Here is a 13,872-nt window from a genome sequence, read left to right on the forward strand (position 1 = left end):
AGGCATTCTTTAAAAATAAAAACATGAAAAAATATATAAAATTCCTTTTGATGACAGCACTTCTTGCGTTCTCAATAGGTTGCAAAAAAGATCTGAATCTGACAAACAAAAGTGCATACACTTATGATACTTATTTTAATAGCGATGTTGCTATAAACCAGGCTGTTGTAGCCACTTACGCCGCTTTGCTGCATACAGGTTTTTGGTCTGGTGATTATTATACTACTTTTGACCTGCTTGGATATGACGCTAAAAACAACCAACCCCTTTTAGGTGATTATTTGCAAGTGGCCCAGTATAATTTTGGCCCCGACCTTGACGTAATGAACAACACATGGTCAGTATTTTACCAGTTAATTGCACGGGCCAATGTTGTTATTGACAGGGCACAGGTGTGGAAGCCAGCTAATGCTGCAGAAACGACCGACCAGGCGCAATATGTTGCCGAAGCCAAATTTTTGCGTGCTTATGCTTATTTTAACCTGGTTAATTGTTTTGGACGGGTACCTTTACGTACCAAATATTTACCCTTGCCAACACCTGCCGATATCAATATGCCGAGATCATCCGTTGCAGATGTATGGGCCTTTATTGAACAGGATCTGAAAGATGCCGAAGCCGGTTTACCAATGTCTTACCCTGCAACCAGCTATGGGCGTGCTACGCAGGGCGCTGCAGTGGCGTTGCTGGGTAAATCATACCTTTATGAAAAAAAATGGACCCAGGCCCAGACTGAGCTTACCAAGCTAACGCAGCAACCTTACACCTATGCACTGGCGCCAGTTTATAATAACCTGTTTGACGATCCTAACCAGGATAATCCTGCCTTGAACCCTGAAACTATTTTCCAGGTGATGAACCAGCAGTGGACAGATTGGGGGATTGGTAACCAGTATTATATGTTTGGGGGCCAGGAAACCTGGGGCGGTAAGGCAACACATACCGTTCGCGCTCAATCATATGGCTTTAATGATTGGAATAACGTTTATGTAACTACAACAGCTGTTAAAGCGTTCACTTACCCTAACCCGCAAAATCCATCGGTTAATTACGTTGACCCACGTGCTGCTTTTACTTTTTACGGCGATGCCGCAAGCGGCGGACAGACACAGTATTGCCAACAATGTGCAACCGGTCCGATAGCTTATCCTTTCGCTACAAAAGGTTACGAATGGCTTAAGTACGAATATTATAACAAGGTAGCTACCTTTGGTGGCCCGCAAAGCGGTATCAACGGCCAGGTGATCCGCTATGCTGATGTATTGCTTATGTTGGCCGAAAGTTATATTCAGCAGGGCAATACGGGTGATAAACCTTTGGCCTTAATTAACCAGGTACGCAGCAGGCCAAGTGTTAATGCGCCGCTTTATACATCATTAGGCAGCCAAACCGATGCAATGCGGATATTAATGCGTGAACGACAATTGGAACTAACGGGAGAACAAGTTCGTTATTTCGACCTGATTCGCTGGGGTATTGCCAAGCAAACTATCAACGCCGAAAGGCAAATTGAAGATGGCACACAACCTTTCCAGGATAAAAATGTGTTGTTCCCGATACCGTTGGCAGAAAAGAATGCCAACTCTGCAATAGCAAAAGATATTTCAGGCGACTGGAATTAAGAAGCCTATTAAGGAGTTGGTTTGCAACTAAACTATACAGATCGTGAACTAATAGGTGGCGTTTCCATAGGTTTAGCTTTTAAGTAACATAAATTCCAATAAGAGCAGGCTTTGTAGCTTGCTCTTATTTCATAATCCCGGCGAAAGATTTCTTTAATTTTTCTTTCTCTTTTTATAAATACCATGATACAGGCCAAAAACATCACTAATCCTGTCACTAACCTTACCACATAATATTCATCACGTTTCTTGTAAAGCGTATAGGACTAAGCAAGCAGTATTGTTTTGCTTTTCCGTCGGGAAACGGTTTACCGGGGCGGTTTTTATCGCGATACTTCTTCAAAAAAAGTAAAGTATAATCAAACGCATATGAGCCGGGATAGGTTTAAAATAGCCAATAAACTACTGGCTAAGATTAAGTTTAACTTTTTAAAAAAGGGTAAACAAGGCAGGTATTACAGGTTTATTTTTCTTTCGGCCCCCTGATTAACCATGGCGTTTTTAAAATTCTTCCTGAATTTTTTGATGTATTCAGATGGTTTTAAATCAAACACCTTTTTAAACTGCTCACGAAAATATTTTATATCTTTTATTCCAACAGCATAAGCGGTTTCCAATATATTTAAATCGCTGTGAACAAATAGCTGCGCGGCTTTTCTTAACCTGATAGCTCTTATGAAGCTATTAGCTGGCTGGCCTGAAATCATTTTGATTTTTTTGTAGATCCCCGAATAAGACATATTTAATTCGGAGGCTAAGGATTGCAGATTAAAATCGGGATCAGTTATATGATCTTCCACAATTCGGATACATGAATCCAGGAATCTTTTGTACTCGATAGAGATAGTGTGCGGGTTATTGTTCAGCGTAATTTCATTATAAAAGTATTGCTGAAGTGTATTTCGGGTTTTAAGCAGCCCGCTAACCCGTGCTTTCAGGATATCTTTATCAAAAGGTTTTCCAATATAATCGTCGGCCCCCCCTTCAATACCTTTTAATTTAATTTCATTTGATGCACTGGCGGTTAATAAGATCACGGGAACATGAGATGTTGTTATATTCTCTTTAATAGCGGCGCAAACTTCTATCCCGGTCATGCCCTGCATCATCACATCGCATATGACTATATCCGGCCACTGCTCATTAATAATCTTGATTCCATCCTCACCATTTGGCGCTACAAGAACATTATATTCAATTTTAAATATCTGACGGAGATACTCTCTCATATCCTCGTGGTCATCGATGATTAACAGTGTTTTGAGGTCAGACGCTGTTACTTCCTCTCCCGGCTCTGCTGCGGGCACTATATCATTGGCTGTAGTTTCAGAATCTATCAACTCTTTTAAAAACTCAGAAGTAGCTGTTGGCTGTTCTGAGATGATCTGATCTTTTAAATGCGCTTTCCCTTTTTTTAAAGTGATTGTAAAAGCTGTCCCTTTTCCTGCTTCGCTGTGATATTCAACAGTTCCGGCCTGGCGCTCTACAAAATTTTTAACAAGATAAAGCCCAAGGCCAAACCCTCCGTTTGACGTACTGGCCAAATCAGACACCTGGTAAAACCGGCTAAAAAGTCTTTCGCCAACTTCAGGTGGGATTCCGCAGCCGGTATCCTCAACGATTATTGAAACTGTCTGTTCAAATTCCTCTGCACAAACCCGAATTCTACCGAGTTTTGGAGTGAACTTCATTGCGTTTGAGAGCAAATTAAACAGCACGATCTCTGTTTTTTCCCGGTCGATATAAACATTCAAACAATCGGTTGGTGATATGAATTCAAGTTGAATGTGTTTTCTTTTTGCTTCATGTACAAAGCATAAATAAACCTCCCTGCATAAATCGATTATATTAACATTACTTATCCTCAATTGATCAGATTCCGATTCGGCCTTTTTGAAAAGCAGCAACTGATCTACTAAACCTAATAACCGGCGCGCGTTCCTGTAAACGATGGTTAAATTGGAGGTATCTACCGTCTTCTTTTCATTATATAAAAGTTCCTTAATAGGATTAATGATCAATGTTAATGGTGTTCTGAACTCATGCGAAATATTGGTAAAGAAGGCGAGCTTTCGCTCGCTGAGCTCCTTTTCCTTTTCGCTTTCATAATGTGCTATTTGTATTTCATATTTTAATTTAGCCTGACGGTCCCGGTATAAAAGATACAGATAAACTATCCCGCCAATAAATATGGCATAAATTGTGTATGCCCACCAGGTACGGTACCATGGCGGTGAAATAATGATGATTAGGGATTTGGGTGTCTTGTTCCAGATACCATCATTATTACTTGCTATAACTTTAAATTTATAAGTTCCGGGATTAAGATTGGTGTAAGTAGCCCTTCGCTGGTTACCGTTAAAATTCCATTTTTCGTCAAAGCCTTCCAGTTTATACCGATAAATATTTTTTTCCGGATGAGTATAATTCAGCGAAACAAATTCAATTGAAAATACATTTTGATCATAATTAAGAAAGGCAGTATCTGCTGTACCAACAGGTCTTTTCAACGGTGAATCAGCACCCGGTTTTACAGATTTATTAAACACCTGAAAATCGGTAAAGTAAACCGGTGGGATTTTATCGTTCAATTTAATTTTTGACGGATCGAATACCACGACACCTGAATTTCCCGCTAAATAAATTTGCCCATCTGCAGATTTGTAAATAAGCGAATGCGAAAATACGCCGTCGCCCTCATCAAAGTTAGTTATGGCTAATGTTTGGGGTGTAAACTTTGATACCCCCGTGGCAGAATTGATCCAAAGATTTCCCACCTCATCTTCAACTACACTGTTGAAAACGTTGCTTGCAAATCCGTTTTTACGTGAATAAACAATAAAAGAATCGGTTTCCGGAGCATATTTGTTTAATCCGTCGGCTGTGCAGATCCAGATGTTCTTTTTGCTATCCTCAAATATGCAATGCACAATATTATTACTGAGGCTGCCTGCAATTTTATCATTATAAGTATAGTGGTGAAAAATCCCGGTTTTAGGATCAAAACGATCAACACCGTTTCCGCTTGTTCCGATCCATACATTGCCTTTGCTATCTTTTAAAAGATTATAAATATGGTTACTGGCAATTGAATTGGGGTTCCTGTCGTCATTATAATAATGTTTAAATTGCTGTGTTTCTTCATGGTAAATCTTTAAACCGGCATCTGTGGCGAGCCAATATTCGAGAGGCCTTACTTCAAGAATATCCCTGAAAACATCTTCATTAAAAAAATTACTCAGGGCCGAATGGTGAAAATGATGGATAAACCTATTATTGCTGCTGTCAAATTTATCAAACCCATTTTCGGTTGCTGCCCATAGCACCCCCTCATTATCCAAATATATTTTACCAACCTGGTTACTGCTGATACTTGAGGGATCATTGGTATGTTGAAATAACTTTGTTGTCTTTTTCGGTAAATCAAACTTATATAGCCCTTCGTTGGTAGCCAGCCACAACATATTGCCTTGCAATAACATACTTTTTGCTTCGCGGGGCGCGATTGATAAGGGGATGAAACGGAATTTATATTGTGTAAAATCAACTTTTGTTAAGGCGTCTTTGCCACAAAGCCACATAATACCGGCCCCATCATTATAAACATATCCATCCGCAGTACTATTAATATCGCCAATCTTTCGCCATTGACCATTACCCTTATTTATAAAATAGAACCCGCCGTTACTTCCAACAACTAAAGTGGAGTCATTAGCCTTATCAATGCTAAAAGCTCCTACGTTGATATTATCGTGACTCGAAAACCGGGTATATTGCTGGTTTTTAGGGTTAAAACAAAAAAGGCCGCTCCAATAGGTACCTACCCAAATGCAACCGTTTTTTTGATCGTAAAAAAGGCTCCAAATATCATTGGGGCTTTTTTTAAGCTGAGATTCAGTCTGCGGATAATTGCTGAAATGTTTACTTACCTTATCGAATTTATTTAATCCACCATTCCAGTTTCCCAGCCACAAGTTTTTTTTATCATCCTCAACAATTGCATTTACCGACTTGCCTTTTATTGAAAATCGATCATTCTGATTGGGTTTATAACTAACAAAAGATCGCTTATTTGACACGTATTGATTAAAACCATCATCCGTACCTATCCATATTGTTCCTTCTTTGTCGCAGCAGATCGAAAAAATCTTATTATTACTTACCGACTCTTTGATCTTATCGCTATGATAAAATCGTTCAAACTTCTCGGTATTGGGATCTAAAATGTTTAAGCCGTCCATGGTGCCAACCCATATCTTTCCGTTCTTGTCTTCGGCCAGCGCACTGATAAAATTTGAACTTATACTCGCGGTATTTCCGGGAATATTCACTAAACTTTCAAAAGTGTAGCCGTCAAACTTACAAAGCCCGTTATCCGTCCCTATCCACATATACCCCCGGCTGTCTTTAAGTGCCACTGTTACATTTTCAGAAGGCAGGCCATCATGAGTGGTATATGATTTTAATGCAAAATTCCTTGCATCGTTAGTTGGAAAAGTTACCGGAGCCTGCGCGTTCACAACACTGACAAACAGAAGATTAATCAGAAAAAACAAGACAACTTTATGCATAGATCCGTTATCACTTTTAATTAGGCAAATACAACACTCCGTATCATCGCTAACATTTTTTACACTATAAACCAGTTATCGCCGCCTTGGCTTAGGCAGGCTAATGCGTTTAATATTGTACTTGATACACTTGTAACCTTCAACAATTTAGCAATATAAAAACAGAGTTTGTTGGCTGTGCCAGAAGTGCCTGCAAATAATTTTCTAATATCCAGGTATTAGATGTTCATTTGATGAATTTTCCTGTAAGGACCAATAGGCATCAAAAACTCATTTAATGCTCATTAAAATGATTCATCAGTTCGCTTAACTTTTGGCAGAGCCTGTCATATAATGCTGGAATACTAAGTTTATAAGGCATTCAAATGTAAATAATTATTAATTGTATTTATAACAATAATTACGAACAAAAGGCATTCGTTGAATCGACGAAAAAGCAAATTAAAAGCTGTGCTATTGTAATAAACCCGGATAAAATGCCACTTTATCCCCTCAATATTGAGGCTTTGCCCCTTTTCAATTCCTACTTTTTAAAAGAAATTTAGGACAACCATATAAACACGGATTTTCATCCTCCGATATTACGTATAGCCATTTTTAATGGCTAATTAAATTACTGACGGTTACATGCCGCAGTGATTGACAGTTAATTATCGGCAGAAAATCTATTGTTCAAAACATCTGCCATGATAATATTTGATTTGTGCCCGAACATGCATTCGGTCAGGTTACTGGTAACCGATATAATTCACTTCATATTAACGCTGGGAAGGGCCCCGCCATAATTAAAAATTAAAACCGATTGATCAAAAGAGCTACTTATTTAACACCTGATATAAAATTATGAGAAAAAACTTAACTACCGGGGCACTATACTGCCTGTTAGCCCTGGCCATGGGCTGTTCTAAAAACCCTATTCAAAAAGGCGCTGACCTATCAGGCCAAAAATTTGGAAAACAATCATTTGCCCTTTCAACCACCAATACAAACGGTTTCAGGGGTATAAACTGGGCCGACCCTAACGGAAACGAGGGAGATGGGAGGGTTGTATTGCCCAGTGGTATGACTACATCGCTTACCGCTACGCAGGCTGCTACTTTGGCCACTAATATATCCAGTGCCGTTAAAACAAGCGGCGGCACCACCATCAGGATGCCGATAAACCCCTGGACTGCCTCAAGCTCAACTTATTGGCCGGTTTACCAGGCTGCAATTAACGCGGTTGTGGCAAACGGCTGTAAAGTAATACTTTGTTACTGGCCGGTTGGGGTACATCATGTACCTGATACTGCACAATGGCATACCATGTGGACAACAGTAAATAATGTATATAAAAACAATACATCGGTATTATATGAACCTATCAACGAGCCGGTTGATTATTCAAGTACCGACCTGAACAACTTATATGCTGGTTTCTTAACCACTTATAGCCCGGCCGATGGAAAATGTATCCTTGATGGTACAGGGTATGCCGCCGACGTAACTGCGGTTGGTGCCGATTCAAGGTTAGCCAACCAGTATCTTGGACTGCATTGCTACTGGTGGTTCTGGGGCTCGTACAATGTTTGGTCAAGCTACTATAATATCATGTCGGCCCGTACAGGTTCATACGCGTCACGTACCATAGTTACCGAGGTTGGTATCGAAACTTTCAGGAACATGAGCTTTTGGTGGCAATGGGATACCGGCGTATATGTTGACCAGGCCTTCCTCACCGGATCGCTTGCCTACGCCAAGGATAATTCAATGGGGACAATAGCATGGTCGGGCGTTAATGATATTGATACTTATCGGTGGTATACTGCAAACAATAACCTTACCGAGGTTAGCCCGGGTACCGCAAATATGTTCAGGTGGTCATGGAAGCTTACCGCTGCACCCGTATGGATAGGGCCGGTTGCTGACGGGCGATATCAACTTCAAAACCGGGCATCGGGCCTTATGCTTGATAACCTGGGCAGTACAACCGATGGCGCAGCTGTGGCTCAATGGGCATCAGGAACAAGCAATAACCAGAAATGGAATATAAGCTACACTGCCGGTTATTATACTTTAAGTTGTGTTACCGGAAAAGAATGTCTTGATGTGGGTACAAATACCGCAGATGGGTCAAATGTTTTACAGTATGTAGTAGGCACGAGTACAAACCAACGTTGGTCGCTTGTTTCAACCGGAGATGGCTATTATAGGGTAATTAATCTAACCACAGGCAAATGCCTTGATACCGGAGGTTTAACTGCCAATGGATCAGCTGTACAGCAGTGGCCACAGGGTTCAAGTTATAACCAGCAATGGAAACTTATTGCTCAATAGAACATATTTAATTGCCAGGGTAAGCACCCGGCTTTAGTTTAAAAACAAAATTCAAAAGGCTGTCTCAAAAAGGACGGCCTTTTGAATTGATAATTTGCTGCGCGAATAATTATTCATGTTGCAATCAGATTGATTTGCTTTAGTCCCATAATGTTTCGCAAAAAAAAATCTGGTTTAATGCATTTTATGTAGAGCATAATTGCGTCTTCCACAGGACAAGCCGATTTCAAAAGCTTCTCAGTTGTCGTAAATAGCAAGCGAGAGACGCATTATGCGTCTTTACAATCAAAACTATCGTTTTTAAACAACACTATAACAAGTAACAAAATTTCAATCAGATACATTACAAAGGCACTTATAAAACCAAACCCTCGATAGGTCGCCGCAATCGGCAGTCCTATCGAGGGTTGTATAGTTAAAGAGGGGGGGCAATCACATCATTTAATGATGTAATGTCCGGGAGCCCTAATATCCCGGATTGTTAGGCAACAATTTTTTATTAATATCAATATCAGCCTGAGGAATCGGCCAAAGCCACCCTTTGCCAGCGTCAAATGTCCTGGTCTCTAACTTAACCTGGCTAAATTTCCAGGTAGATGGGCTTGCCGGGTTTTTTAGCAACGATTTGTCGTAACCATACACGTCATGAACAAGGGATTGATCTTTCCATCGTAACATATCTGCATACCGGGTGCCTTCCATAAAGAACTCTACCCTACGCTCGTGGCGCAAAACGGCACGTAATTGTGCCTGGCTTAAACCGGCTCCCTCCACACTTTCTACCGTTGGCATATTTACCCTTGCCCGTATCTGGTCAATGAGTGTATAAATTTCGGGTGCAGTACTTCCGGATTCAATCAAGGCTTCTGCACGAATCAGTAATACATCTGCATAACGCATCAGGATAGTATTTAAAGAGCAATTATTAGGGTCGGCAATACCAATTGCTGCGTATTTACGCGGACGGGCCCCTGACGGCACTACATCAGTGGCGGGGATGTAAGTAGTTGAACCCCACTGAGAGCCGGGCAGCACCACTGAAGCGGCCAGTCTTGGGTCGCGATTAACATAAGGGTTTTGCGAATTGTACCCAGAAGCCGAATTGGTAATTGGCAATCCATTGGTCATGTAATATGAATCGATCAAATCGGTGGTAACATTTGGTGTTGGCCAAACGCTCAAAGATAGGGCAGATGACGGCCATGGTTGTGGTTGGGTGGTTGGAATATATTGGATATCAAAAATTACCTCGCTGTTGTTTTCATGCGCTTCATCAAATAATAAACCATAATTTGGATATAAACTATAGGCTTTAAGATCAATCACATCCTGCGCTGCCTGCGCGGCATCGGCCCATTTTCCATTATACAAAAGCACTTTTGCTTTGTAGGCCAGGGCGGCACCCTTTGTTGCACGGCCCACGTCGGTACCTGAGTAAGAGGCTGGCAATGCTGCTGCGGCATCTGTAAGGTCAGTTACAACCTGGGTAAGCACAGTGGCTTTGGCCGTTCTTGAAACATATGCGTCCGAAAGTGACTGAACTTGGGTAATTAAAGGTACATCGCCGAAATAAGCAATCAAATCAGCATAGGCGTAACCACGTAAAAACTTAGCCTCTCCTGTCATTTGGCTTTTTACTGTAGCATCAATGCTTGCAGCGGCAACATCCTTTAGGAACTCATTGGCTCTGGAGATAATAGTATAGTCCTGCGTCCACTTAGCGTATGGGGCCCAACTGTTGGATGTTGTTTGCCATTCCCCCACTTCCTTCGAGCCCTGCCACGCGTCCTGGCAATAGGCGTTATCCGATTCAAAATCAAACTGGAAAAATTGTGCCGGCGTGGCATTGGGCTGTAACGCATTGTAAATACCCACCAAGGCCATTTTTACCTGGGTTTCATTTTGGTAGAATGTTGATGGTGATAAGCGGTCATTTGGAGTCTTGTCCAACAGACCTTTCTTGCAGCTTGCAAGATTAATAACAGCTAATACAGTTAAGACTTTATATATATTTTTCATGATTTTATCATTTAGAAATTAACATTTACACCCGCGGTCATCACACGGACCTGCGGATACGCTTCGGCCCTTGTTTGATCTGTAGTTTGTTCGGGATCAAAGCCTTTGAATTTGGTGAATGTGAAGGCGTTTTGCACGTTCGCATAGATCCTCAATGAGCTTAAACCGATCTTCTTAATGGCAGCCGGACTTAAGGTGTACCCTAATTCAATATTTTTGATCCTCAGATAAGATGCATTCTCAACATAAAAAGAGGAGTGGATATTATTTTTTACGCCATCTAACGTGATGCGCGGATAAGTATTAGAAGGATTTTGCGGTGTCCACCTGTTTAACCACCAGGTACCAAGGTTGGCAAAGCCGCTGAAAGGCGAAGCAATTTCATAGTAGGTATAACCTTGCATACCTTGTACGCCTTGTAAAAACGCGCCAAGGTCAAAGCCTTTCCAGGCCACATTGAAATTGAATGCATACGTTACACCTGGAAACTGCTTCCCGATAACTTTACGGTCATGATTTTGATCAACTATACCATCTCCATTAAGATCGGCATATTTAATATCGCCAGGTTGTGCGTTATAATCACTTACTTTAACAACACCTGGCTTAAGCGTATAAGTACGGCTTGCATAAGGTATAGACGCATCACTATTGTTTTGCCATGTAAAGTCGGCGATCTGGTAAATACCCGTCATCTGATAGCCGTAGAATGAATTGATAGCAGAGCCAACAACAATAGCTTTTGGTGATGTAAACTGCTGAGGTACATTCATAGCGAGGATCTTGTTGACAATGTGCGACACATTTAAAGAAGTCCTTAATTTAATACCATTATCAAATGCCTTTTTATACGAAATCCCGAGTTCGAAGCCCTTGTTTTGCACTTCACCTGCATTGGCCGTTGGAGCCGATTGAGCAATTGTTAGTGGAATCGGTTGGGTCAACAGCAGGTTTTTAGTCCTTTTGTCAAAATAATCCGCTGTAATTTCAATATTATTGTGCAAAGAGATGTCGAGGCCGAAATCAAGCTGCTGAGCTGTTTCCCATGTCAAATCTTTGTTAGTCATTGCGGTAATGGCAACACCCGAGTAAAGGGTTCCGCCAAACGAATAGTTCTGGCCCGAATTCAGAATATCGCTGCCATTATAATAATTGCTGATATTTTGATTGCCTAAACGGCCCCAGGAAGCACGAACTTTCGCAAAATCAAGCCAGCTCAGGTTTTTCATAAAACTTTCCTTAGATATCACCCATCCAGCTGAGAATGAAGGAAATGTACCCCACTGTTTTCCTTGTGCAAATCTGGAAGAGCCGTCCCTCCTGATATTGGCTTCAAATAAATATTTTTCATCAAAAGCATAATTGAAACGGCCAAAGTATGAGCGAAGGCCAAGAGCATAGCTGCCGGCATTATTTGTTTGCGTAGCTGCATCGCCAAGATTCAATATCCGCTGAGAATTATTTACAAAATGTGCACGATAGCCGCTTTGCCAATCGTAAGTAAACTCCTCTTCGCTATAGCCACCTAATAAATTGAATGAATGACGGTTAATGGTCTTGTTGTATTTTAGTAAACCGGTAAGTAATGAGTGGCCATCAATCTCGCTTGATGTAGTCAAATCAGAAGGTAACTGCGTAACTGTTCCGTTTTGGTTTTGTAAGGTTACATTGGCATGAAAGGCATTGCCGTTAGTAGAGATAACGTTATAACCGTAGGTAAGCTGCGCACTTAAACCGGGCAGAATTTTATACTCCGCTTCGGCCTGACCGCTGAAATTATAGCGTTTTGTAAGGTTTGTACTGCCCTCTTTAATTTCACCGTAATAGTTGCGTTCGCCATTAACAGAAACCCAGTTGCCGTTGGCATCTTTAAGCGGATGTATTGGCGCTAAGGTTGCGTACCATTCAGCGTTCCAAAGATCGGTTGGTTCATTTTTTATCCCTACGTTGCCGGATATGTTGCCCGAAACACGGAGCTTTTTATCTTTTAAATGATAGCTGTCAAGGTTAAGACGGAAGTCCGTTTTCTTGTAATTGGTAGCAACCAGAATCCCATCCTGATCCAAATGGCCAAGCATAAAAGAATAATTAACGTTATCACTTCCTCCTGTTGCACTTACCCGGTGGTTTTGCATGTAAGCATTACCATAGTATACATCAAAATAATTGATATCCGGATACATGGGGTTATTGTGAGCCGCGTACTTTTGGATTATCGAGTCGGGATATGTAGGAGGCGCTCCACTATTTATATCCGCCTCATTATGCAGTGTAGTATATTGAACCGAGTTTAGTACTTTAGGTAGCCTTGTCGGGCTCTGAATACCTGCATATCCGCTGTAATTAACACGGACTTTGCCTGCAGATCCTCGTTTAGTAGTAATTAAAACAACGCCGTTTGCAGCCCGGTTACCGTAAATAGCCGATGATGCCGCGTCTTTAAGCACCGAAATTGATTGAACATCATTAGGGTTCACGTCGCCTATAGCCCCGGGAAAGCCGTCAACTAACACTAAAGGAGAATTATCTCCAAAAGTTCCGACGCCGCGGATGTCGATGACAGTATTGTCATCTCCGGGTTTACCTGAACTTTGCAGCGCATAAACACCTGAAACTGTACCTTGTAGTGCCTGGCCTGTATTTGTCAAAGGCCTGCTTTCCAGATCCTGCGTATTTACAATACCTACAGAGCCAGTAAGGTTTTCTTTCTTCTGCGTTCCGTAACCTACTACTACAACATCGTTGAGCGTTTTCATCGATGGCTGAAGCTTTATGGCGATATCAGTCTTTCCGCCTACGGCTATTTCAACTTTTTCGTAAGAGATGTAGGTTACAACGAGCACGGCATTTTCCGGCACATTGTTAAGTTGAAAGTTTCCCTTTATATCACTTAGCGTACCTTTGTTAGTTCCCTTGACACTGATAGAAACACCTACCAGGGGCTGGCCGTTGGAGGCGTCTATGACGGATCCTTTTACAGTAATCGCAGCTTTATCAGGAACTATTTGAGCGATTATCAGGCTGCTTTTGTGAATTAAATTTGGAATTGACGCGTTAGCACCGATTGGCAATATAAATAATGCCAAAGTTTTAAGTGTGGTGCGAAAACCCCTGGAATACAAATAATTTGAAATAAGTAATTTTCGTTTCATAATTGGGTTATTAATAATTTAGATTTTTGGGTATTGGCAAAAGACAGTTATGTAAACGCTGTTGGTATGTAAGGCACCAACAACCGAAAAGCATAATTTAAATGAAGCTTTCAGGGTTAACAATAAAGGACAATTGCCCGGGCAGTATTTATACCGACATTTCTCGAGATCGTTTTCAATTAAGATGCATGC

The 13,872-nt window shown here is 41.2% G+C and carries 5 protein-coding genes; 2 read left to right on the top strand and 3 right to left on the bottom strand.

The annotated features are described in order from the left end of the window. Positions 1-23 precede the first annotated feature (23 nt). Positions 24-1,622: a RagB/SusD family nutrient uptake outer membrane protein gene (locus tag FHW88_RS26920; RefSeq protein ID WP_176628658.1), complete on the top strand. Its 1,599-nt coding sequence runs from the start codon at positions 24-26 to the stop codon at positions 1,620-1,622. 455 nt (positions 1,623-2,077) lie between these two features. Here FHW88_RS26920 and FHW88_RS26925 read toward each other — a convergent pair whose 3' ends face one another. Continuing rightward, on the bottom strand, positions 2,078-6,193 hold the full coding sequence (locus FHW88_RS26925; RefSeq protein ID WP_176628659.1) for a two-component regulator propeller domain-containing protein: 4,116 nt from the start codon (positions 6,191-6,193) through the stop codon (positions 2,078-2,080). Between the two features lie 843 nt (positions 6,194-7,036). On the opposite strand from FHW88_RS26925, the gene FHW88_RS26930 reads away from it, so the two are divergent. Next, positions 7,037-8,509 (top strand): RICIN domain-containing protein, encoded by a 1,473-nt coding sequence (locus tag FHW88_RS26930; RefSeq protein ID WP_090533168.1) that lies wholly within the window; start codon positions 7,037-7,039, stop codon positions 8,507-8,509. Positions 8,510-8,974: 465 nt separating this feature from the next. On the opposite strand, the gene FHW88_RS26935 is transcribed toward FHW88_RS26930, so the two are convergent. Together FHW88_RS26935 and FHW88_RS26940 are read right to left on the bottom strand one after the other, a co-directional pair. Beyond that, complete coding sequence (locus tag FHW88_RS26935; protein WP_176628660.1) at positions 8,975-10,528, bottom strand: RagB/SusD family nutrient uptake outer membrane protein; 1,554 nt, start codon at positions 10,526-10,528, stop codon at positions 8,975-8,977. Positions 10,529-10,539: 11 nt separating this feature from the next. Next, positions 10,540-13,680 carry a SusC/RagA family TonB-linked outer membrane protein gene (locus FHW88_RS26940; RefSeq protein ID WP_090533166.1) on the bottom strand — a complete coding sequence of 1,047 codons (3,141 nt, stop codon included), beginning with the start codon at positions 13,678-13,680 and terminating at the stop codon, positions 10,540-10,542. Positions 13,681-13,872: the final 192 nt, after the last annotated feature.

This window comes from Mucilaginibacter sp. SG538B (assembly GCF_013376065.1).
GTDB lineage: Bacteria > Bacteroidota > Bacteroidia > Sphingobacteriales > Sphingobacteriaceae > Mucilaginibacter > Mucilaginibacter rubeus.

Excerpts from the sequence above, each read along its gene's own strand:
- FHW88_RS26920 (WP_176628658.1), top strand. The coding sequence starts at position 24 with ATGAAAAAATATATAAAATTCCTTTTGATGACAGCACTTCTTGCGTTC.
- FHW88_RS26925 (WP_176628659.1), bottom strand. The coding sequence starts at position 6,193 with ATGCATAAAGTTGTCTTGTTTTTTCTGATTAATCTTCTGTTTGTCAGT.
- FHW88_RS26930 (WP_090533168.1), top strand. The coding sequence starts at position 7,037 with ATGAGAAAAAACTTAACTACCGGGGCACTATACTGCCTGTTAGCCCTG.
- FHW88_RS26935 (WP_176628660.1), bottom strand. The coding sequence starts at position 10,528 with ATGAAAAATATATATAAAGTCTTAACTGTATTAGCTGTTATTAATCTT.
- FHW88_RS26940 (WP_090533166.1), bottom strand. The coding sequence starts at position 13,680 with ATGAAACGAAAATTACTTATTTCAAATTATTTGTATTCCAGGGGTTTT.